Raw genomic sequence first — 20,964 nt, forward strand, 5'->3', positions numbered from 1 at the left:
CGCGATCCGCTTTACCGCCGGCCGCGACCGCCGCTGGTCAGGGGCGGCAGAGAGCCGGTGGTCAGTTCCTCCCGCCGGGTGCCGCCGAAGCTCGGTTCGCGGCGGGTCTCGCGGGGTCCATCGTCGCGTGGGGCGGGTTTCGGAGCCGACGCCCGACCGCTGCGCCACCACGCGAAGCCGATGCCGCCGACCGTCAGGCCGACCACAGCCATCACCACATAGCGCAGCCCGTTCATCACCCAGGCGGGCAGAAGCGAGCCGCTGTCCGCCGTCGGTTCGACCAGCGGGGCCGGCTGTCCCGTGGGCGTCGTGGCGGTGACGCTGGCGCGCGGGGCCGCCTGGGGCACAGGCCCCTGGGACGCATCACGGGATGCGGTGTCGCGGGGAACGATGGCGGCCGTGCCGGGGGCGTAGGTCGGGGCCGAAGCACTGGAGGTGTTGGGGCCGCTGGAGGTGCTGGGGCTGCTGGAGCGGCTGCCGGTGGCCGGGGGGCCGGCGCTGAACTGAGCGCCGCCGCCAAGCTCGGCGCCGTTGCCTTCGATCCGCTGGGTCGGGGCGGCGCGTGGCGCCACCTCGCGCTGGGGTTCGCGCGGCGCCTGACCCGGCCCGCCGCCGCCCGGACGCTGCTGGGCGAGGTTGCCCATGGTCGGGGCGGCCTTAGACTGCCGCTCGCCCATCATCTTGTTGACGGTCGCCTGATCGAGCTGGCCGGTCTGCGGCAGGCCGACCGACTTCTGGTAGGCGCTGAGCGCGGCCTTGGTGCCGGGCGTCATCTGGCCGTTGGCGCGGCCGCCGATGTTGAACCCCTTTTCCTTGAGGATCGTCTGCGCCCATTGCACGTCGCCGGCCTGTTGCGCCAGCGCGGGCGGAACCGTCAACGCCGACAGCACAACCGCCAGCGCAACCGAGCGGCGCGCGCGTTGCGAAGCCCCAGACATTCCCATCCTCCGTCGGAGAACCCAGCCACAAACACCTTCTGCGATTATGTGTTACCAGATTGCGGCGGATTTCCGGGCGCGATTTTTGTGCGCCTGCGTTGCACGCGACTCAGGACAGGATCTCAGGCGGCCCTGGCGACAGATTCGGAGGCCCCTGCCGGCCACAGCCGGTCGGCCAGCGCGTCGCGGATGGCCGGGTCGAAGGCGCCGACGACGGCGCTGCCCCGCCGCTTCGCCTGACGAACCAGCCGGACCACCGCGTCGCGCGTCTCGGCGTCAAGGCCGGAGGTCGGGTCGTCCAGCAGCAGTATCGGGTAGTCGAGGACGAAGCCGCGCGCGATAGCGACACGCTGGCGGTCGGTGGTTTCCAGCGTGACCGCCGGCTGTGACAGGCGCCAGGACGGAAAGCCGAGCGTCGCGAGCAGGCGCCGCGCCGAGGCCTGCGCGGCCATGGGTGTGCGGCCGGCGCGGACGGCGGGTTCGGCGGCGGCGGACAGAGCCGTCACGCTGGGCAGCAGCCGCATGTCCGGCCCGATGCAGCCGATGGTGATCCGGCGAACCTCCAGAACCCGGCCCGTGTCGGCGGCGGTGAGGTCAAGGTCCGCACCGGCGTGATGCACCATCACCGACCCGGCATCGGCCCGGTCTTCGCCGCCGAGGATGCGCAGCACCGTCGAAGCCGCCTCATCGGTTACCGTGGCCAGCGCCACGCACTCCCCCGCCCGCACCTCCAGATCCATGCCGGAGCGCACGGCGAGGCGCCGCCCCGGCGGCTGGAGAAGGGTGCAGAGCCTGGACACGCCCTCGACGCGCAGAAGCACGGTCATGCCGTTTCCCCGGTCTCGTTTTCTCGGTCGGGATTACCCCGGTCCGGTCACTCTGCCCCGGCACGGGATCGGGCGGCGATCCCCTCAATCGTTGCATACCCGTTCGAGGGGGGCGTTTGCGACCAATGGGTGCGCGGCGAATTCCCCTTCCGTTAACGGATGCGCGGACAAATTCGTGGTATTTTCGGGAACGCGCAAAGGGGGGATGAGCCCATGACGAGGCTGAAGCTTGCGGTTCTTCTGGGTGGCGTTCTGACTGGTGTTCTGACTCTGGCCGCCTGCGGCAGCACGCCCACCTACCGGGAATGGACGGCGACCGAGACCACCGCCCCCGCCGCCTTCGACGAATGCACGGACGAGGTGGACACCACCATGCGCCTGCGCGGCTATCCCTACCGGCCGCTGCCGGAGACGCCGCAGTTCAAGTACCGCAAGGAAATCTTTGCCCAGTGCATGCGCCGGAAAGGCTATTCGGCGGAGTGACGATCACGGGGCCGGCAGGCCGTAGCGCAGGTACACCAGCAACCCCACCAGCGCGCCGATGACGATCACCGTCAGGTAAAAGCGCAACGGCAGCCGGATCTTTTCCTTGGCCCGCCCGGCCTTCGGCACCGGCTTCAGGGCCGGGCGAACGCGACCGCCCTTCTGGGTGGGGTCGTACAGCTCAATGAGCTTCCAGTTGAACTCCATGCCCTCGTAGGCCGAGTCGGCGTTGTAGTCGAGCTGAATCAGGCGGAAATAGGCCCTCGGGTTCACCTTGATCATCAGCTCGAAGCGGGCGCGGGCGTGATCCAGTTCATCCCCGACCTCCAGGGTCGTCCAGCCCTTGCCGCGCGCCTTCTGGATGGCGAATCGAGTCGGCTGGGGCGGCAGGTTGGGCGGCGGCATGCGCGGCACTCTAGCACAAGCGGGACGGCGTGCTATCGTCGCGCGCCATGCGCATTCAAACGATCCTCGCCCATCCGCTGCCCGACAGCTTCGCCGCTTCCGTTCACCGCAAGGCCGCCGACACATTGCGCGCCTGCGGGCACGAGGTGGTGGAAACCGACCTTTACGCCGAGGGGTTCGAGCCCGCCCTGACCGCCGCCGAGCGCGCCGCCTACTACGCGCCGGACTACGACATTTCCGCCGTCCGGCCGCTGGTCGAGCGGCTGCAATGGTCGGAAGGGCTGGTCTTCTGCTTCCCGCACTGGTGGTTCAACTACCCGGCGGTGCTGAAGGGCTATTTCGACCGGGTCTGGGCGCCGGGGGTGGCCTTCCGCCACGACCTCGCCGGCGGGCGGATCGAACCGTTGCTGGGCAACCTGCGCTCCGTCGCGGTGCTGACCAGCTTCGGGTCGCCCTGGTGGGTGGTGGAGTTGTACATGCGCAACCCGGCGCGGCGCATTCTGAAGGCCGGCCTGCTGACCGCCTGCGCGCCCAAGGCGTCGTTCCGCTACGCCGCCCATTACGACATGGACCGCTCCACGCCGGAAACCCGGGCGAAGTTCCTGGCGCGGGCGGAAGCGATGATGCGGCGCTTTTAGAGCGGATTTCGATCCGCTCTGGACCGCGACGGCGGTCCCGGACGCCCATGCGTCCGAAGCCCGGCCTCTCGCGGGAACGCAGTTCCCGCTGGCGGCAGGCGGATGCCACAGCATCCGCTGAGAGCCGGCAAGTGAGGCCATTTGAGCTTAAAGCGAACAACAGTTCGCTTTAAGCCCCCTCCGGCACGCCGTTCTTGCGGATCACGTCGGCGTACCAGTGATAGCTGGCCTTGGGCGTGCGCGTCATCGTCTCGCGGTCCACCTGGACGAGGCCGAAGCGGCGGCGGTAGCCCTCCGCCCATTCGAAGTTGTCGAGCAGGGTCCACACGAACCAGCCCTTCAGATTCACGCCCTCCTCCTCCATCACCTTGCGGGCGTGCAGCAGGTGGTTGCGGATGAAGGCGATGCGGTCGCCGTCCCGCACCGTGCCGTCCGGGCCGGGCTGGTCGTCGAAATGGGCGCCGTTCTCGGTCACGTAGACCGGCGGGTTGCCGTAGCTCTGCTTCAGTTCGACCAGCATTTCGGCGAGGCCGTCGGGCTCGATGGGCCATTCCATGCCGGTGCGCCGGGTGCCCTCCGGCGGCGAGCCGTAGCCGGTGCCGAACAGGCCGCCGGGGTCCGGCTGCTGGTGCATGCGGCTGTAGTAGTTGATTCCCAGGAAGTCGATGGGCTGGCGGATCGTCGCCAGATCGCCCGCCTTGATCAGCGGGGCGAAGTCCTTCGCCAGAAGCTCCGGATACTCGCCCTTGAACAGCGGGTCGAGGCAGGAACGGTTCCACACCGCGTCCCACATCACCGACGCCGGATAATTGGCCTCCAGCCCACCGACCGGCCAGACCGGTTGCAGCGACAGCACGGTGCCGAGCTTCCAGCCCTTGGCCCCGCCCTCCGCGCGCAGGGCCTTCAGCGCCGCCCCCTGGGCAAGGTTCTGGTGGTGGATCGCCTTGATGCAGTTGGCCCGCCCGGTCATCCCCGGCGCGTGCCCGCCCGTTCCATGGCCGAAAATGGCGTGGACCGAGGGTTCGTTCAGCATGCACCAGTGCTTGGCGCGGTCGCCGATGCGCCCTGCGACAAGCAGCGCGTAATCGGTGAACCAGCCGGCGATGTCGCGGTTGGTCCAGCCGCCCCGGTCCTGCAATCCCTGCGGCAGTTCCCAATGGTAGAGGCAAGGCCAGGGTTCGATCCCGCGCGCCAGCAGCGAATCGGTCAGCCGGTCGTAGAAGTCCAGGCCCTTCGCGTTCGCCGGGCCGGTGCCCGTGGGTTGCACGCGCGACCACGCCACGGAGAAGCGGTAGGCGCGCATCCCCGCCCGCGCCATCAGCTCCACATCCTCCGCGTAGCGGTTGTAGTGGTCGCAAGCGATGTCGCCGGTGTCGCCGTTCGCCACCTTGCCGTAGCTGTGGCTGAAGGTGTCCCACACGCTGGGGCCGCGCCCGTCTGCGGTCACTGCCCCCTCGATCTGGTAGGCGGAGGTGGAGCAGCCCCACAGGAAACCCTTCGGGAATTCCGCCAGACCCTCCGGCGCCTGCGCCAGGAGGGGACGACCGCTGACGGACATCAGGCCCGAGGAAACCAAACCCGCCGCTGCCGCCGCCTTCAGGAAGTTCCGCCGACGCATGCCCTGCCCTTCTCGTTCGCTGGCCCCATCATTCGGCGGCCCTTTGCCGCGTCAATGTAAGGTCCAGGGCGGAGGGTGCAACGCATCGGTTGACGCACGAACGCATATAGGAATATAACCTTATTTGCCAACAGCACCCGTGCGCCCGCCCGCTTCCCAGCCGGCGGGCTTTTTTCGTTTCAACTTGCCCTCTGCGGAGAGATCCATGTCCACTTTCCTGCCTCGGGACGATGACTTTCATCCCATTCCCGCCCTGCGCCTGAAGCCGGACGGCGCGCACAGCGTCGCGGTCGGCGCCTCCGGCGCCCGCAACGCCGCCGCCTTCGCGCCGGGCACCCGCGTGGTCGCCGTGCACAGCGACGTGCCGGCCTACATCCGCAGCGGCGACTCGGCCGTGGCGGCGACGGCAACGGACCATTTCCTGCCGGCCGGAATGTACCTGTACCTGTCGGTCGGCGACAGCCGACAGCTGCGGCACACGCACATCGCCGCCGTCGCCGCCGACGCGCTGGACGGCACGCTCCACATTTCCGAGATGGAGTGAGCGCGATGATCGGCACCCTTCTCGGGCGGGGCCTCGCCCCCACCCTGGCGCTCGTCTGGCTGGTGACGGCGCTGCTGAGCGAAAGCGGTTCGGCACTCGCGACCGAATCCGGCCTCACCCTGACCCTGGAGTGATCCCATGCCCGCCGTGACCATCAGCCAGCTCCCGGCCGGATCCGCTCTGACCGGGGGTGAAATTCTGCCCGCCGTGCAGGACGGCGCCACCGTCCGCACCACCGTCGATCAACTGCGCGCCGGCCTCGCCGCCGCCGCGCACGGGCACGCCCTCGCCGACGTGGCGGGGCTGCAAACCGCGCTCGACGGCCTGCGGGTGCTGGGGCGCCGCAGCCTGTGGATTCCCGCATCCGCGCTGGAGGCGCCGGCCAGCGCCGGGGCCGAGGCGGGGTCAGTGGAGGGCGCCGCGCACGGCCTGCTGCGCCGGACGCTGGATTTCGACCCGACCGTGCCGGAGTCGGCGCAAGCCACCCTCGCCCTGCCCAAATCTTGGGACGGCGGGGCGCTCGCCTTGCGGCTTCTGTGGACCGCCCCGGCCGGAACGGGCGATGTGGCCTGGATTATCAAGGGGGCGGCCATTGCCGATGGCGAGCCCCTGGACGCCGCCTTCGGCGCGGCGGTGACGGTGACCGACAGCCTGTCCGCCCCCGAATCGCTTCACACGACCGACGAAAGCGCCGCGATCACGCCGGACGGCACGGCGGCGGACGGCGGAATCGTCGTGCTCCGCATCACCCGCGCCGTGGAGGATGCGGCCGACACGCTGGATGCCGACGCCCAACTGCTGGGCCTGCGCGTCTTCTACGACGTGGATGCGGCCAGCGACGACTAGGCCGTAATGGGGAGGCGCCGCCGGGATAGGCGGCGCCCCTCGGGCACGCTATATTCACGCCCATGAACGAGCTTTTCGCGGTTCTCCTGATCCTCGCGCTGGGACTGGTGGTTGCCTCCCTGTTCGCGGGGCTGTTCTTCATGGCGCGTGGCGGTCAGGACGATCCGCGCAAATCGAACAAGGCGATGCGGCTGCGCGTGACGCTTCAAGGCGTGGCGCTGGTGCTGTTCCTGCTCGCCATGCTGACACAGGCGTGAACCGGCCATGGTAAAGCTGACCCGCATCTACACCCGTGGCGGCGATAAGGGCGAAACCTCGCTCGGCGACGGCACCCGTGTGCCCAAGCACGACCTGCGCGTCGCCGCCTACGGCACGGTGGACGAGGCGAACGCCGTCATCGGCATCGTGCGGCTGCACACCGCCGCGTGGCCGGAGGTGGACGCCATGCTGGCTCGCATCCAGAACGACCTGTTCGACCTGGGCGCCGACCTCTGCACGCCGGAGGAACCGAACCCGAAGTACCCGCCCCTTCGCGTTCAGCAGTCGCAGGTGGACCGGCTGGAGCGCGAGATCGACGCGATGAACGCCGAACTCGCCCCCCTCACCTCCTTCATTCTGCCGGGCGGTTCCCCGGCTGCCGCGCACCTGCACCTCGCCCGCACGGTGGCGCGCCGTGCCGAACGGTATATGACCGAGCTGGCGGGTCTGGAATCCGTGAGTGCCGCTGCCCTGAAGTACGTCAACCGCCTGTCGGACCACCTGTTCGTGCTGAGCCGGACGGTCAATGATAAGGGGGCAAGCGACGTGCTGTGGGTGCCCGGAGCCAACCGTTAAGTCAGCAATGCCCTAGGCTTAGGCGGCGTTGACAGTACAAACCGCAAACCCTTATGGTCGCAGCGCTGTTACAGCTGCCCATTTCGGCGTTTGCCCAGAAGGCGCGCCCCAAATCGAAAAATAGGGTGGGATATGAAGGTCCTCGTCCCGGTCAAGCGGGTGGTCGATTACAACGTCAAGATCCGCGTGAAGGCGGACGGGACTGGCGTTGAGACCGCCAACGTGAAGATGAGCATGAACCCGTTCGACGAGATCGCCGTCGAGGAAGCGGTTCGCCTGAAGGAAGCCGGCAAGGCTTCGGAGATCATCGTCGTGTCGGTCGGCCCAACCGCCGCGCAGGAGACGCTGCGCACCGCGCTGGCCATGGGCGCCGATCGTGGCATCCTGGTGCAGACCGACGCCGAAACGCAGCCGCTGGCCGTCGCCAAGGTCCTCAAGGCGCTGGTCGAGCAGGAAGGCCCGACGCTGGTCATCCTCGGCAAGCAGGCGATCGACGACGACTGCAACCAGACCGGCCAGATGCTTGCCGCCCTGCTCGGCTGGCCGCAGGGCACCTTCGCCTCCAAGGTCGTGCCCGGCGAGGGGACCGTGACCGTGACCCGCGAGATCGACGGCGGCCTGGAGACGGTGGAACTCAAGCTCCCCGCCGTGGTCACCGCCGACCTGCGCCTCAACGAGCCGCGCTACGCCTCGCTGCCCAACATCATGAAGGCCAAGAAGAAGCCCATCGACACCGTCGCGCCGGACGCGCTGGGCGTGGACGTGGCGCCGCGCCTGACCACGCTGAAGGTGGCCGAGCCGCCCAAGCGCAAGGCCGGCGTCAAGGTCGCCGACGTGGCGGCTCTGGTCGATAAGCTCAAGAACGAAGCGCGGGTGATCTGACATGGCTATCCTCGTCATTGCCGACCACGACAACGCCGCGCTGAAGCCCGCCACGCTGAACGCCGTGGCCGCCGCGCAGAAGATCGGCTCCGACATCCACCTCCTGGTCGCCGGCCAGGGCGCGCAGGGCGTGGCCGAGGCCGCCGCCAAGGTCGCGGGTGTCTCGAAGGTGCTGCTGGCCGACGACGCGGCCTACCAGCACCACCTGCCGGAGAACGTGGCCCCGCTGGTGGTTGGCCTCGCCAAGGGCTACGGCCACGTGCTGGCCGCCGCCACCTCGGAGGGCAAGAACTTGGCTCCGCGCGTGGCGGCTCTGCTCGACGTGGCGGCGATCTCCGACATCACTGGCGTGGTCTCGCCCGACACCTTCGAGCGGCCGATCTACGCCGGCAACGCGATTGCCACCGTGCAGTCGGCCGACGCCATCAAGGTCATCACCGTACGCGCCACCGCGTTCGAGGCGGCGGCAGCGACCGGCGGTTCGGCCGCGGTGGAGACCGTGTCGGGCACCGGCGACGCGGGGGTGTCAAGCTTCGTCGGGCAGGAGCTGACGAAGTCGGAGCGGCCCGAGCTGACGCAGGCCAAGATCGTCGTGTCGGGCGGGCGCGGCATGCAGTCGGGCGAGAACTTCAAGCTTCTGGAAGCACTGGCCGACACGCTCGGCGCCGCGGTCGGCGCGAGCCGGGCGGCGGTCGACGCCGGCTTCGTTCCCAACGACTACCAAGTCGGGCAAACCGGCAAGATTGTGGCGCCGGAGCTGTACATCGCGGTCGGCATCAGCGGGGCCATCCAGCACCTCGCCGGCATGAAGGACAGCAAGGTCATCGTCGCGATCAACAAGGACGAGGAAGCGCCCATCTTCCAAGTGGCCGATTACGGGCTCGTCGCCGACCTCTTCAAGGCGGTGCCGGAGCTGACGGCTGAGCTGGACAAGGTGCGTTAGTCGGACCTCCCACCAACCTTCCGCGGGAAAGCTCTTATGTCCACGATCAAGAAGATTGGCGTCATCGGTGCCGGCCAAATGGGCAGCGGCATCGCCCACGTCTGCGCGCAGGCGGGTTATGATGTGATCATCTCCGACATCAGCGAGGAGATCCTCCAGAAGTCGCTCGCCGGTATCTCCAAGAACATGGACCGTCAGGTTCAGAAGGGGAAGCTGAGCGAGGCCGACAAGACCGCCGCCATCGCCCGCATCTCGACCGGCACCGACCTGTCGGTGTTCGCGGACGCCGACCTCGTCATCGAGGCGGCGACCGAGAACGAGGCGCTGAAGCGCGAGATCCTGAAGAAGCTGGTCCCGAACCTGAAGCCGGAAGCGCTGATCGCGACGAACACCTCGTCGATTTCGATCACCCGTCTGGCCGCGTCGACCGACCGTCCGTCGAAGTTCATGGGCATGCACTTCATGAACCCGGTGCCTGTGATGCAGCTCGTCGAGCTGATCCGCGGCATTGCGACCGACGAGGACACCTTCGCGGCCATCGCCGAGCTGACCGCCAAGATCGGCAAGACCGCGGCCATCGCCGAGGACTTCCCGGCTTTCATCGTCAACCGCATCCTGCTGCCGATGATCAACGAGGCCGTCTACACCCTCTATGAGGGCGTGGGCAACGTGCAGAGCATAGACACCGCGCTGAAGCTGGGCGCCAACCATCCGATGGGCCCGCTGGAGCTGGCCGACTTCATCGGTCTGGACACCTGCCTTGCCGTCATGCAGGTCCTCTACGAGGGTCTGGCCGATAGCAAGTACCGCCCGTGCCCGCTGCTGGTGAAGTATGTCGAAGCCGGCTGGGTCGGCCGCAAGGTCGGTCGCGGTTTCTACGACTACTCGAAGAACCCGCCGGTCCCGACCCGCTGAGGGCCAGGCCGACGAAAGTTCGTCCGATAGGGCTGATGCGCAAACCCGCTCCGGGCAACCGGGGCGGGTTTCGTCGTTTTTGGAACCGCCGCGCTTGCGCTCTGTTCGCCCCTTCAGACTTCGGTGACGCGGGAAGGACGGACGATGCGGCGCACTCTCCTGGCGGCGGTCCTGCTGGTGTGGATCGGGGACGCGGCAATGGCCCAGCCCATGGGGCTGACCCGACAGGAGCGCAACTTCATCGCCGAGGCTCTGGCCGACAGTCTCGGCGAACGGGCGCTCGGCAAACTTGCCCAGGATCGGGCCGAGGACGAGGCCGTCCACCGCTTCGCCCGGCGCATGGTGGACGAGCATGAGATGGTCGCCGACCGTCTGGTCGGCATGGCCCAGCGCTACGACATCCCCATCCCGCGCGAGCCGAACCTGACCGCCAAGGCGCACATGGCGAGCCTGCGCGACACCCCCGATGGCGCCTTCGACCGCCGCTACATGGCCGCCGAGGAGGAAACCCACGCCCGCACCATCAAGCTCTACACGGCCCAGGCGGAGCGCGACGGCGAGACCGCCGAGTTCGCCCGCGCCACCCTGCCCATGCTGCACGCCCATTTCGAGGAAGCGCGGACGATTTTGGCCGATCTGGCGCGTCGGCAGACTCAGGCGCCGCCGAGTTCGGGGGCGTCGCAGTGACCCTCAGCCACCCGTCCTGACCACGCCGCCCCGGCTGTCCCGCGCCGGGCTGCCGCCACGACCTCCATACTGGCCCATGTGCTTGCGCAGGAAGGCGACGATCTCCGGCGAGTCCCACTCCACCGGTCCCTCGATGCGGCCGAGTTCACGGCCTTCCGGGTCGACCAGCAGCGTGGTCGGCAGGCCGCGCAAGGACAGCGTCTGCATGCTGGCGCTCGCCGGGTCGAGGTAGAGGCCGAGGCTTTTCACGCCGATCTTCTGGTAGAAAGGCGCCACCTGATCCCGCCCTCCCCGGTCCACCGACAGAGCCACCACCTGGAAGCCCGGCCCGCCAAGCTGCGCCTGGAGCCGGTCGAGCGCCGGCATCTCCTTCACGCAAGGCGCGCACCATGTGGCCCAGAGATTCAGCAGGACCAGCTTGTCCTTGAACTCCGACAGGTCCACCCGGCGGCCCTCGCCGTCCAGAAAGGACAGGTCCGGCATCGGCTTGGGCGCCTCCGTCGCACGGTACTTGTCGAGGCCCACGGCGACCGGCGGCTGGTCCGGCTGGTTCAAAACCACAACAGGCGGGGCGGCCGGCTTGGCGAGGGCGACCCACAAAGCGGCGCCGCCGAGCGCCAGACTCACACAAAGGATTGCGGTGGCCGCCAAAGTCCGCATACTCACGCTTCCCGCTCCCCTACCCGAATTTTGCCCGTCATGAGCGCCGAAAACTCGAAGTCGAATGCACCCGCCGCCAGCCAGATGTGGGGCGGCCGTTTCGCCCGCGGCCCCGCCGCCATCATGGAGAAGATCAACGCCTCCATCGGCTTCGACAAGCGTCTCGCCGACCAGGACATCGCCGGGTCGAAAGCGCACGCCGCCATGCTGGCGAAGCAGGGCATCATAACCCAGGCCGACGCGGACGCCATCCGCGATGGGCTGGACCGCGTCAAACAAGAGATCGACGCCGGAAGCTTCACCTTCAAGGTCGAGCTTGAGGACATCCACATGAATGTGGAGGCGCGGCTGGCCGAACTGATCGGCGAGCCGGCCAAGCGCCTGCACACCGGCCGCTCGCGCAACGATCAGGTGGCGACCGACTTCAAGCTGTGGGTGCGCGACGCCATCGACCGCGCCGAGCAGGGGCTGAAGGCGCTCCAGGCCGCGCTCATCGACCTTGCGGAAAAGCACACCGACACGGTGATGCCGGGCTTCACCCACCTGCAGGCGGCGCAGCCGGTCAGCTTCGGCCACCATCTGCTGGCCTATGTGGAAATGTTCGGGCGCGACCGTGGCCGCCTGCGCGACGCCCGCGCGCGGCTGAACGAATGCCCGCTGGGCTCGGCCGCGCTGGCCGGCACGCCCTACCCCATCGACCGCTTCATGACGGCCGAGGCGCTGGGCTTCGACCGACCCACCGCGAACTCGCTGGACGCCGTGTCCGACCGCGACTTCGCGCTGGAATATCTGGCCGCCGCCTCGATCTGCGCCATGCACCTCTCGCGCTTCGCGGAGGAGATCGTGCTGTGGTGCTCGGCCCAGTTCCGCTTCATCAAGCTGACGGACGCCTTCACCACCGGCTCCTCCATCATGCCGCAGAAGAAGAACCCGGACGCGGCGGAACTGGTGCGCGCCAAGGCCGGCCGGGTCATCGGCAGCCTGAACAGCCTTCTGGTCGCCATGAAGGGCCTGCCGCTGGCCTATTCCAAGGACATGCAGGAGGACAAGGAGCCGGTGTTCGAGGCCGACGACACGCTGGCCCTGTGCATCGCCGCCATGGAAGGCATGGTGCGCGACATGGAGCCCAACGTCCCGGCCCTGCGCGAGGCGACGGACCGCGGCTTCCTGAACGCCACCGACCTCGCCGACTGGCTGGTGCGAGAGCTGAACATGCCCTTCCGCGAGGCGCACCACGTCACCGGCCGCGCCGTGAAGGCGGCAGAAGACCGGCGCGTCGGGCTGACCGACCTGTCGCTGGCCGAGTTGCAGGCCATCGAGCCGCGCATCACCGAGGCCGTCTACCAGGCGCTGAGCATCGAGGCGTCGCTGGACAGCCGTCGCAGCTTCGGCGGCGCCTCCCCCGTCCGCGTGCGCGAGGCCGTGAAGGCGGCACGGGAGCGTTTCCTGTGAACCGCCTCGTCCTCACCCTGGCGGTCGCGGCGGTCGCCCTGACGCTGGCCGGCTGCGGCAAGAAGCCCAGCACGCTCGACGCCCCACAGGGCAAGGAGGCCGACCGCTTCCCCCAGCCCTACCCGAACCCGATCACCGATCCCAAGCCGGGGCAGCCCGCCCCCGGAGTCCGCTTCCCATGAGCGCTTTCGCCTATCGCAACGGCGTGCTGCACGCCGAGTCCGTTCCGCTGTCCAAGATCGCGGAGTCGGTCGGCACGCCCTTCTACTGCTATTCCACGGCGGCGCTGGAGGCGCATTACGGCGCCTACGCCGGGGCCTTCGCGGACCAGGATGCGGGCGTCTGCTACGCGGTGAAGGCCAACTCCAACCTCGCGGTCATCCGCACCTTCGCGCGCATGGGCGCCGGCGCCGACGTGGTGTCGGGCGGCGAGATGCAGCGCGCGCTGGCCGGCGGCATCCCGGCCGAGCGGATCGTCTTCTCCGGCGTCGGCAAGACGCGCGCGGAGATGCGCGCGGCCCTGGAAGCCGGCATCCACCAGATCAACGTCGAATCCATCCCCGAGGTGGAGGCGCTGAGCGAGGTGGCGACGAGCCTGGGCGTGGTGGCCCCCATCGCCTTCCGCGTCAATCCGGACGTGGACGCCAAGACCCACGCGAAGATTTCGACCGGCAAGAAAGAGAACAAGTTCGGCATCGACTACGACCACGCGCGCGAGGTCTACGCGCAGGCCGCCAAGCTGCCGGGCATCAAGCCGGTGTCCATCGCCGTGCACATCGGCTCGCAGCTGACCGACCTTGCGCCCTTCCGCGCGGCCTATGAGCGGGTCGCCGCCCTGCTGCATGTCCTGCGCGAGGACGGGCACGACATCCGCCGGCTGGACCTCGGCGGCGGCCTCGGCATCACCTACAAGAACGAGCGCCCGCCGGAACTGGCCGACTACGCCGCCATGGTGCGGTCGCTCACCGGCAACCTCGGCTGCCGCATCACGCTGGAGCCGGGCCGCTCGCTGGTCGGCAACGCCGGCATCCTGGTGTCGAGCGTGATCTTCGTGAAGCAGGGGCTGCACCGCCGCTTCGTCATCGTGGACGCGGCTATGAACGACCTGATCCGCCCGGCGCTGTACGAGGCCTATCACGGCATCGTGCCGGTGACGGAGCCGGACCCCACGGCCCCGACCGAGCCGTTCGACGTGGTCGGCCCGGTGTGCGAGAGCGGCGACACCTTCGCCCTGCAGCGCCTGCTTCCGCCGATGGGGGCCGACGATCTGATTGCTTTCCTGTCGGCCGGCGCCTATGGCGCGGTGATGTCGTCCAGCTACAACACGCGCCCGCTGATCCCGGAGGTGCTGGTCAACGGCGACCAGTTCGCCGTCATCCGACCGCGCCCTACCGTCGAGGACATGCTGAAGGCGGAACGCGTTCCGGACTGGCTGAAGGGCTGAAGCCGATCAATCCCCCACTCGCGCATGCGCGAATGGGGGATTTGCGTCACCAGTGCTGGCGATGATGGTGACGGTAATGGCCGTGTTTGCGCGGATGGCCGTGGTAGCCATAAGCGCGAGGATAACTGTAATAGGTGTAGGCGCGCGGGGCCTGATAATACCCGTAATAGACCGGCGGCGGCGATTCGTGGACCACGTAACAGCCGGACAGAAGAAGCCCGGAAACGGCAAGAGCCAGAAAGTTGCGAAGCGTCGCTATACGGAGCGTCATGGCGGGCCATCGTAAACCGGTGGTCGTCGAGGTGCGGACACCTGCCGTGATGAACGCTCATGATCGAATGTTTATTCCCACCCCAAAATAGCCGGGTCCAGGGGCCGTTCGGCCCCTGGCGGGTGGGTGCGGGAGGGCGGAGCCCTCCTGCTGTTCCCTACCGCCGCGGTCGCCGCTGCTTCTTGGGCGCCCCCTCGGGAATCCCCCGCCCCTGGCGCGCGGAACTGATACCGATGCTGCCGGGCTGCTCCAGGCCGAGGTCCATCGCCTCCAGGCGGCGGAGTTCGTCGCGGAGCCGGGCGGCTTCCTCGAACTCCAGGTCGGCGGCGGCGGCCTTCATGCGCTTTTCCAGATCGGCAATGACGGCCTTCAGGTTGTGGCCGACCAGCTCGTCTTTGCTGAGCCCGGTCTTGACGGTGACGTGGTCGCCGCGCTCGTAGACGCTTTCCAGAATGTCGCCGATGGCCTTCTTGACCGACTCCGGCGTGATGCCGTGTTCCAGATTGTAGGCCTGCTGCTTTTCGCGGCGGCGCGCCGTCTCGTCGATGGCGTACTGCATGCTGGCGGTGACCTTGTCGGCGTAGAGGATCGCGCGGCCCTCCACGTTGCGCGCCGCGCGGCCGATGGTCTGGATCAGCGAGGTCTTGGAGCGCAGGTAGCCTTCCTTGTCGGCGTCGAGGATCGCCACCAGGGCGCATTCGGGGATGTCCAGGCCCTCGCGCAGCAGGTTGATGCCGACCAGTACGTCGTAGGCGCCAAGCCGCAGGTCGCGGATGATCTCGATGCGCTCCAGCGTCTCCACGTCGGAGTGGATGTAGCGGACGCGCAGCCCCGCCTCGTGCATGTATTCGGTCAGCGCCTCGGCCATCTTCTTGGTCAGGGTGGTGACCAGCACGCGATAGCCCTTGGCGACGACCTCCTTGCACTCGTGGATCAGGTCGTCCACCTGGGTTTCGGTGGGGCGGATGATGACTTCCGGGTCGATCAGGCCGGTGGGGCGGACGACCTGCTCGGCGAAGACGCCGCCGGTGCGCTCCATTTCCCAGTTGCCGGGGGTGGCCGAGACGAAGACCGTCTGCGGGCGCATGCCCTCCCACTCCTCGAACTTCAGGGGGCGGTTGTCCTTGGCGCTGGGAAGGCGGAAGCCATAATCGCACAGCGTCGACTTGCGCATGTAGTCGCCCCGGTACATGCCGCCGATCTGCGGCACCATGACGTGGCTTTCGTCCACGATCAGCAGGGCGTCGCCGGGCAGGTATTCGAACAGCGTCGGCGGCGGGTCGCCCGGCGCGCGACCGGTCAGGTAGCGCGAGTAGTTCTCGATGCCGGCGCAGGAACCGGTGGCCGCCATCATCTCGATGTCGAAGGTCGTGCGCTGTTCCAGGCGCTGCGCCTCCAGCAGCTTTCCTTCGGAGGCGAACACCTCCAGTTGCAGCTTGAGGTCGCGCTTGATCTGCTCGATCGCCTGGTTGAGCGTCGGCTTCGGCGTGACGTAGTGGCTGTTGGGGTAGACGCGCACCGCCTCCAAGCTGGCGAGCTTTTCGCCGGTCAGGGGGTCGATCTCGTGAATGCCCTCAATCTCGTCACCGAACAGGGAGATGCGCCAGGCGCGATCCTCCATGTGGGCGGGGAACAGTTCCACCGTGTCGCCGCGCACCCGGAACAGGCCGCGCCCGAAGGCGGCGTCGTTGCGCTTGTACTGAAGCTCGGTGAATTTGCGCAGCAGTTCGGGCTGCGAGATGATCTCGCCCTTGCGCAGATCGACGGTCATTTCCGAGTAGGTTTCGACCGAACCAATACCGTAGATGCAGGACACCGAGGCGACGATGATGACGTCGTCGCGCTCCAGCAGAGCCCGCGTGGCCGAGTGGCGCATGCGGTCGATCTGCTCGTTGATCGAGGATTCCTTCTCAATGTAGGTGTCGGTGCGCGGGACGTAAGCTTCCGGCTGGTAGTAGTCGTAGTAGGAGACGAAGTATTCCACCGCGTTGTTCGGGAAGAAGGACTTCATCTCGCCGTAGAGCTGCGCCGCCAGGGTCTTGTTGGGCGCCAGAACCAGGGTCGGGCGCTGAATCCTCTGGATGACGTGCGCCATGGTGAAGGTCTTGCCCGAGCCCGTCACGCCGAGCAGGACCTGATCCTTTTCCCCGGCCTTCAGCCCGGACGTGAGTTCCTCGATGGCCTTGGGCTGGTCGCCGGAGGGGGTGTAGTCCGACACCAGCTCGAACTTCTTGCCGGCCTCCAGCTTGGGTAGGGATTTCTGCGGAATCGCGGAGAGGACGGGGCTGGCCATGGGGAGCGGGATCCGGGAAGGGTACGGAACGGGAACCGATTATATGGCCCACCCCCACCCTCCTGTCGAGCGTGGGCTTGTCGGGGGAGACGCCTCCCCCATCCGGCTCAGGGCGGCCGGCTCAGCGGGGCCGGCCGTAGACGGCGATACAGGCCGCCGCACCGTCCACATAGGTTTGGGCCGTCACATAGGCATAAAGGGTTCCCCCAAGCCGCTCGGCCTCGGCGACCAACAGCTTCAGATTGGTGTAGCAGCCCCCATCGCCCTGCTGCTGCGCCGCCTGGGCCATCCGTTCGTAATCGAGGCGCTGGAAGGGTTGCGGTTCGCGCGATTGCGCGCCGCCTTTCGTTTCAACGGCGAGAACACCGACGCGGTCGCGATAGTCCTGTCCGGGTACCCAACGCAGGGCGATGTCGGCGTTGAAACCGGCGTCCTGAAGCGCGACGTAGGCGCGCTCAAGAAAATCCGGAGAACCGACCAGAGTTCCGCAGGCCGCCACCTTGAAGGAGTGCGGCAGCGCTCGCCCCGGCACCATCGCTTCGACGATTTTGTTCGTGTTGCTCAGGTCCATGCCCGAGAACGTCATATCTCCGTAACCGTATTTCTCGTCGATGAAAATCGGGCGGAATGGGATGCTCATGCCCCAGTCTTTGCCCAACTGCCGGAGAACGCCGCCAACGGCGTAGCCGCCGCTCACCGTCTTCTCGCTGTTCTGGTCGAAGCACGCCATGTTGCGTGCCCCAGGCATTCCCGCCAGGGTCAGAAAGCCGATGCCCCCGATCTCGCGCAGCGATGCGAAGTTGATCGGCAGTCGCAGCGCCGGGTCACGCACCAGACGCTCGGTGATCTGAACGCGCTTCGCAAGTTCGTCCAACAGCGTCCCCTGCGTGAACTTGACGACGCCGGGGTTTTTCTGGCCAACTTCAATGCAGGCGTTGAAAATTTTGTCTTCGTACCCCATCACGCTATACCGGTCGGCCTTCCGCTGCGCCATAAGCTCAGCAAACTGGGTGCCGACCAGCTTGGACATGTCGTCGCCGATTTCCTGAAGCTGGATGAGAGTCGCATCGGGAAGGTTGGTCGCCATGGTGATGAACTCCATCACCCTCTCGGCTTTCCTGCGGCGGCTATTGAGGCCGGATTGGGTGCTTTTCTCCGCGATCATGGTCAGGGCGGAACCGATGTCCTGCCCCTTCTCCTTCATCGCGACTGCCGCTTCGTAAATATAAACTTCGGTCATCAATTTGCAGATGGCGACGCTGGAGAGGTCGAGCACTTCCGGCGCCAGCACGCGCGCAATCCGGACGGCGTCGGCGCTCACCGGCGCACCAGCGTTTATTTTTTCTTCTTCCAGCCCCCGTGCTTCGGCAATGGAACCGTAGTCGCTTGGGAAAACCAGATAATACTCACTGTCCCTGGCGGGATAGGGATCACGCAACGTTATGACGCCACGAGCGTTGGTTGTTCCATCTTGCGCAAAGGAACGATCGCTAAGCAACGTGGCGGACAGCACAAACACCGCAATCACGGGCACCAGACGCGCCACGCGCGTTTTCAAAGACCAGAGCAAGCCGCTTGGCATGAAAGTTTTTTCCTTTTTATCGTTTGCCGCTTGAGCGAATAACGGAAGAACAGTTCCGGCCGGGGAGGCACGGAGAAACACGAGCAACGCGATGCTCTGGCCGGCGACAGGGCTTTGGCTGGCGACAGGAGGCCGCCGCGAATTTGACCGCCGCCCCCTCGCTTTCCGAAGAAGAGAGGGGGCGGGTCAGAAACTCACGCCCGCACGGCCGCGTCGTAGTCCTTCACCAGCGTCTCGCAGACGCGGCCGGGGGTGAAACTGTATTCGCCGATCTGGCCGACCGGGGTGACCTCGGCGGCGGTGCCGGTCAGGAAGACCTCCTGGGTGTTGGCCAGTTCCTCCGGCTGAATGTGGCGCTCGATCACCTCGATGCCGCGCTTCTTGGCAAGGTCGATGACCGTGCGGCGGGTGATGCCGTCCAGGAAGCAGTCGGGCTTCGGCGTGTGGATCTTGCCGTCCATCACCAGGAACAGGTTGGCGCCGGTCGCCTCGGCCAGCAGGCCGCGGTAGTCCAGCATCAGCGCGTCCTGATAGCCCTGCCGCTCCGCCTCATGCTTGGAGAGCGTGCAGATCATGTAGAGGCCGGCGGCCTTCGACGCGGTCGGGGCGGTGTCCGGGGCTGGGCGGCGCCAGGGCGCCCACATCAGCTTGATGCCGGCCATCTTGGCCTCGGGGCTGAAATAGCTCGGCCACTGCCAGACGGCGATGGCGACGTGGATGCGGCTGGCCTGCGCCGACACGCCCATCATCTCGCTGCCGCGCCACGCCACCGGGCGGACGTAGGCGTCGGCGAAGCCCATGGCCTTCACGGTCTCGTTCGTCGCCGCGTCGATCTCCGCCACCGAATAGGGAAGCTCGAACCCGAGGATCTGGGCGGACTTGGCGAGGCGCTCGCTGTGCTCGGTCAGCTTGAAGACCTTGCCGTTGTAGACGCGCTCGCCCTCGAACACGCAGCTGGCGTAGTGCAGGCCGTGCGTCAGGACGTGCAGGTTGGCCTCGCGCCACGGCACCAGCGCGCCGTCGTACCAGATCACGCCGTCGCGGTCGTCGAAGGGAAGGATGGACATGGACGTTTCCTGTCTTGGTGATGCCCAATTTCGGGCGTTGTTGAGCGTTGCCCTTGTTTCAGGGCGCTTGTTCGTTTATGTCTGAGTTGCTGACCCATTTGTAACGATTCGCACCAATCACGTCAACATGGCTGACATAAAAGCAGGCGTGAACCAGCTGTTCCTCCGGGAGGAAGAGCTGCGCACGGGCATGGAACTCCTGTTCTATGCGTACAGGGAGTTCACCGCGGAACCGGACGAGATCCTGGCGGAGATCGGCTTCGGCCGGGCGCACCACCGCGTGATCTATTTCGTCGGGCGCTACCCGAAGATAACGGTGTCGGAGCTGTTGGCGATCCTGAAAATCACCAAGCAGAGCCTGTCCCGCGTCCTGGGCGAGCTGGTGCGGCAGGGCTTTATCCTGCAACAGACGGGCGTGCGCGACCGCCGGCAGCGGCTTCTGGAACTGACCGAGAAGGGCGTGGAACTGGAGCGGCAGCTGTCGGAAACGCAGCGCCAGCGGATCGCCCGCGCCTACCGCATGGCCGGGGCCGAGGCGGTCGAGGGCTTCCGCAAGGTCATGCTGGGGATGCTGGACGACGAGGACCGGGCGAAGTTCACGCCGCCACTACCGGCCCGCCTCGCGGCGGTGAAACGCTAGGAAGAAAAAAGGGGAGAGAGCGCCACCGGCGCTCTACTCCTTCGCGGTGTCCGAAGCGGGGGTATCCGAAGCGGGGCTTTCCGGCTCGGCCGGCTTGGCCTCGGCGGTTGCCGCCGCGTTCGGAGCGCCCCGGCGGCGGAACGAGGTTTTCTTGTAGACGACGCTGTCCGACGATCCCGGCGGGCATTGGACGATCTTGCCCCCCTTGGCGAGGAACTCCCTGGTCATGGAGTCGATATCCTTACGGTCGGCGGAACGGCTGTCGGATGTCATTCATACCTCCTGTGATCGTCTCAAGCCCGGCCGGGGGCCGGGGCCAAAGCCAGCTTCGGCTTCGGCGTCAGTGGCGCCGGGGCGGCGGACGCCGCGCGGCGCCACCCGGCGGCGCACCGCCTTCGGTCTTGTGCCGGTAGTTGATCCGGGCCTTCGTCAGGTCGTACGGCGTCATCTCGACCGTGACCCGATCGCCGGCCAGGATGCGGATGCGGTTCTTCTTCATGCGTCCGGACGCATAGGCCATCACCTCGTGCCCTGCCTCCAGCTGCACGCGGAAGCGCGCGTCTGGCAGAACCTCGGTGACGACCCCGTCCATCTCGACCAGGTCTTCCTTGGCCATGGAAACGTTCCTTCGAATTAAGCGTACCACGCGGCCCCGGGTACCGATTGAACAGTGCCGATCAAAAGGGCCGGTCAGAAAGGGGCGGCCGTTGCCGCCCCTGGAGAGCCACTCGAACGACGAGTAGCTTGCACGGCGGCGGCTTACAAGGCCTTGAGGTTGGCCGCCGACGACTTGCCCTTCTTGGGGTCGCGCTGCAGCTCGTAGGACAGCTTCTGCCCCTCGCGGAGATTGCCGATCCCGGACCGTTCGACGGCGGAAGCATGGACGAAGACATCGGCCGTGCCGTCATCCGGCTGGATGAAGCCATAGCCCTTGGTGGTGTTGAACCATTTCACGGTTCCAGTGGTCATTCGGACAGTCCCATGCTTGACGTTGC

The 20,964-nt window shown here is 67.2% G+C and carries 27 protein-coding genes; 15 read left to right on the top strand and 12 right to left on the bottom strand.

The window, feature by feature from the left end; genetic code table 11:
* Nucleotides 1-11: 11 nt before the first annotated feature.
* Complete coding sequence (locus J2852_RS11625; RefSeq protein ID WP_209875488.1) at nt 12-938, bottom strand: peptidoglycan-binding domain-containing protein; 927 nt, start codon at nt 936-938, stop codon at nt 12-14.
* Nucleotides 939-1,060: 122 nt separating this feature from the next.
* Entirely contained in the window at nt 1,061-1,765 is a 705-nt protein-coding gene (locus J2852_RS11630; RefSeq protein ID WP_209875490.1) for an ATP-binding cassette domain-containing protein, read from the bottom strand.
* A 213-nt stretch (nt 1,766-1,978) separates the two neighbouring features.
* Between J2852_RS11630 and J2852_RS11635 the strand changes: the two genes are divergently transcribed.
* A complete protein-coding gene (locus J2852_RS11635; RefSeq protein ID WP_209875492.1) occupies nt 1,979-2,248 on the top strand; it encodes a hypothetical protein in 270 nt (89 codons plus the stop codon).
* A 3-nt stretch (nt 2,249-2,251) separates the two neighbouring features.
* Here J2852_RS11635 and J2852_RS11640 read toward each other — a convergent pair whose 3' ends face one another.
* The gene (locus J2852_RS11640; protein WP_209875494.1) at nt 2,252-2,653 is read right to left on the bottom strand and encodes a hypothetical protein; all 402 of its coding nucleotides are present in this window, start codon (nt 2,651-2,653) and stop codon (nt 2,252-2,254) included.
* 47 nt (nt 2,654-2,700) lie between these two features.
* Here J2852_RS11640 and J2852_RS11645 point away from each other — a divergent pair, with 47 nt between their 5' ends.
* Nucleotides 2,701-3,291 carry an NAD(P)H-dependent oxidoreductase gene (locus J2852_RS11645; RefSeq protein ID WP_209875496.1) on the top strand — a complete coding sequence of 197 codons (591 nt, stop codon included), beginning with the start codon at nt 2,701-2,703 and terminating at the stop codon, nt 3,289-3,291.
* 169 nt (nt 3,292-3,460) lie between these two features.
* Here the strand turns inward: J2852_RS11645 and J2852_RS11650 are convergent, their stop codons facing one another.
* Nucleotides 3,461-4,909, bottom strand: coding sequence for a GH1 family beta-glucosidase (locus J2852_RS11650; RefSeq protein ID WP_209875499.1), 1,449 nt, complete (start codon nt 4,907-4,909; stop codon nt 3,461-3,463).
* A gap of 205 nt (nt 4,910-5,114) precedes the next feature.
* Here J2852_RS11650 and J2852_RS11655 point away from each other — a divergent pair, with 205 nt between their 5' ends.
* The 9 genes from J2852_RS11655 (at nt 5,115) to J2852_RS11690 (ending at nt 10,560) form a co-directional block, all read left to right on the top strand.
* Nucleotides 5,115-5,453, top strand: coding sequence for a hypothetical protein (locus tag J2852_RS11655; RefSeq protein ID WP_209875500.1), 339 nt, complete (start codon nt 5,115-5,117; stop codon nt 5,451-5,453).
* 5 nt (nt 5,454-5,458) lie between these two features.
* The gene (locus J2852_RS32025) at nt 5,459-5,587 is read left to right on the top strand and encodes a hypothetical protein (protein WP_281418443.1); all 129 of its coding nucleotides are present in this window, start codon (nt 5,459-5,461) and stop codon (nt 5,585-5,587) included.
* A gap of 4 nt (nt 5,588-5,591) precedes the next feature.
* Nucleotides 5,592-6,299, top strand: coding sequence for a hypothetical protein (locus J2852_RS11660; protein ID WP_209875502.1), 708 nt, complete (start codon nt 5,592-5,594; stop codon nt 6,297-6,299).
* Between the two features lie 62 nt (nt 6,300-6,361).
* Complete coding sequence (locus J2852_RS11665) at nt 6,362-6,556, top strand: twin transmembrane helix small protein (RefSeq protein WP_209875504.1); 195 nt, start codon at nt 6,362-6,364, stop codon at nt 6,554-6,556.
* Nucleotides 6,557-6,563: 7 nt separating this feature from the next.
* Nucleotides 6,564-7,133 carry a cob(I)yrinic acid a,c-diamide adenosyltransferase gene (locus J2852_RS11670; protein WP_209875506.1) on the top strand — a complete coding sequence of 190 codons (570 nt, stop codon included), beginning with the start codon at nt 6,564-6,566 and terminating at the stop codon, nt 7,131-7,133.
* 132 nt (nt 7,134-7,265) lie between these two features.
* Nucleotides 7,266-8,015 carry an electron transfer flavoprotein subunit beta/FixA family protein gene (locus J2852_RS11675; protein WP_209875508.1) on the top strand — a complete coding sequence of 250 codons (750 nt, stop codon included), beginning with the start codon at nt 7,266-7,268 and terminating at the stop codon, nt 8,013-8,015.
* A 1-nt stretch (nt 8,016) separates the two neighbouring features.
* On the top strand, nt 8,017-8,958 hold the full coding sequence (locus J2852_RS11680) for an electron transfer flavoprotein subunit alpha/FixB family protein (protein ID WP_209875510.1): 942 nt from the start codon (nt 8,017-8,019) through the stop codon (nt 8,956-8,958).
* 36 nt (nt 8,959-8,994) lie between these two features.
* On the top strand, nt 8,995-9,873 hold the full coding sequence (locus J2852_RS11685; RefSeq protein ID WP_209875511.1) for a 3-hydroxybutyryl-CoA dehydrogenase: 879 nt from the start codon (nt 8,995-8,997) through the stop codon (nt 9,871-9,873).
* Between the two features lie 144 nt (nt 9,874-10,017).
* Nucleotides 10,018-10,560: a DUF4142 domain-containing protein gene (locus J2852_RS11690; RefSeq protein WP_209875513.1), complete on the top strand. Its 543-nt coding sequence runs from the start codon at nt 10,018-10,020 to the stop codon at nt 10,558-10,560.
* 3 nt (nt 10,561-10,563) lie between these two features.
* Here the strand turns inward: J2852_RS11690 and J2852_RS11695 are convergent, their stop codons facing one another.
* Entirely contained in the window at nt 10,564-11,220 is a 657-nt protein-coding gene (locus J2852_RS11695; protein ID WP_209875888.1) for a TlpA family protein disulfide reductase, read from the bottom strand.
* A gap of 39 nt (nt 11,221-11,259) precedes the next feature.
* Between J2852_RS11695 and argH the strand changes: the two genes are divergently transcribed.
* From argH to lysA, 3 genes are read left to right on the top strand one after another with little or no spacing between them, the layout of a single operon-like run.
* Nucleotides 11,260-12,672 carry an argininosuccinate lyase gene (argH, locus tag J2852_RS11700; protein ID WP_209875515.1) on the top strand — a complete coding sequence of 471 codons (1,413 nt, stop codon included), beginning with the start codon at nt 11,260-11,262 and terminating at the stop codon, nt 12,670-12,672.
* Nucleotides 12,669-12,854 (top strand): hypothetical protein, encoded by a 186-nt coding sequence (locus J2852_RS11705; RefSeq protein WP_209875517.1) that lies wholly within the window; start codon nt 12,669-12,671, stop codon nt 12,852-12,854. The genes argH and J2852_RS11705 overlap by 4 nt, the downstream gene beginning before the upstream one ends.
* Nucleotides 12,851-14,116: a diaminopimelate decarboxylase gene (gene lysA, locus J2852_RS11710; RefSeq protein WP_209875519.1), complete on the top strand. Its 1,266-nt coding sequence runs from the start codon at nt 12,851-12,853 to the stop codon at nt 14,114-14,116. The genes J2852_RS11705 and lysA overlap by 4 nt, the downstream gene beginning before the upstream one ends.
* Nucleotides 14,117-14,162: 46 nt before the next feature.
* On the opposite strand, the gene J2852_RS11715 is transcribed toward lysA, so the two are convergent.
* The 4 genes from J2852_RS11715 to J2852_RS11730 form a co-directional block, all read right to left on the bottom strand.
* Complete coding sequence (locus tag J2852_RS11715; RefSeq protein ID WP_209875521.1) at nt 14,163-14,387, bottom strand: neuropeptide-like protein 29; 225 nt, start codon at nt 14,385-14,387, stop codon at nt 14,163-14,165.
* 157 nt (nt 14,388-14,544) lie between these two features.
* Entirely contained in the window at nt 14,545-16,680 is a 2,136-nt protein-coding gene (gene uvrB / locus J2852_RS11720) for an excinuclease ABC subunit UvrB (protein WP_209875523.1), read from the bottom strand.
* 121 nt (nt 16,681-16,801) lie between these two features.
* Nucleotides 16,802-18,349, bottom strand: coding sequence for a hypothetical protein (locus J2852_RS11725; RefSeq protein ID WP_209875525.1), 1,548 nt, complete (start codon nt 18,347-18,349; stop codon nt 16,802-16,804).
* Between the two features lie 107 nt (nt 18,350-18,456).
* Nucleotides 18,457-19,329, bottom strand: coding sequence for a branched-chain amino acid aminotransferase (locus tag J2852_RS11730; protein ID WP_209875527.1), 873 nt, complete (start codon nt 19,327-19,329; stop codon nt 18,457-18,459).
* Nucleotides 19,330-19,456: 127 nt separating this feature from the next.
* On the opposite strand from J2852_RS11730, the gene J2852_RS11735 reads away from it, so the two are divergent.
* Nucleotides 19,457-19,969, top strand: a complete 513-nt coding sequence (locus tag J2852_RS11735; protein WP_209875531.1) for a MarR family winged helix-turn-helix transcriptional regulator — start codon at nt 19,457-19,459, stop codon at nt 19,967-19,969.
* Between the two features lie 33 nt (nt 19,970-20,002).
* Here J2852_RS11735 and J2852_RS11740 read toward each other — a convergent pair whose 3' ends face one another.
* The 3 genes from J2852_RS11740 to J2852_RS11750 all read right to left on the bottom strand — a co-directional run bounded on the left by J2852_RS11740 (nt 20,003) and on the right by J2852_RS11750 (nt 20,938).
* Nucleotides 20,003-20,242 carry a hypothetical protein gene (locus tag J2852_RS11740; protein WP_209875533.1) on the bottom strand — a complete coding sequence of 80 codons (240 nt, stop codon included), beginning with the start codon at nt 20,240-20,242 and terminating at the stop codon, nt 20,003-20,005.
* A 67-nt stretch (nt 20,243-20,309) separates the two neighbouring features.
* Nucleotides 20,310-20,585, bottom strand: coding sequence for a translation initiation factor IF-1 (gene infA, locus J2852_RS11745; protein WP_209875535.1), 276 nt, complete (start codon nt 20,583-20,585; stop codon nt 20,310-20,312).
* Between the two features lie 143 nt (nt 20,586-20,728).
* Nucleotides 20,729-20,938 (bottom strand): cold-shock protein, encoded by a 210-nt coding sequence (locus tag J2852_RS11750; protein ID WP_209875537.1) that lies wholly within the window; start codon nt 20,936-20,938, stop codon nt 20,729-20,731.
* Between the last annotated feature and the right edge of the window lie 26 nt (nt 20,939-20,964).

The sequence above is a fragment of the Azospirillum soli genome (assembly GCF_017876165.1).
GTDB lineage: Bacteria > Pseudomonadota > Alphaproteobacteria > Azospirillales > Azospirillaceae > Azospirillum > Azospirillum soli.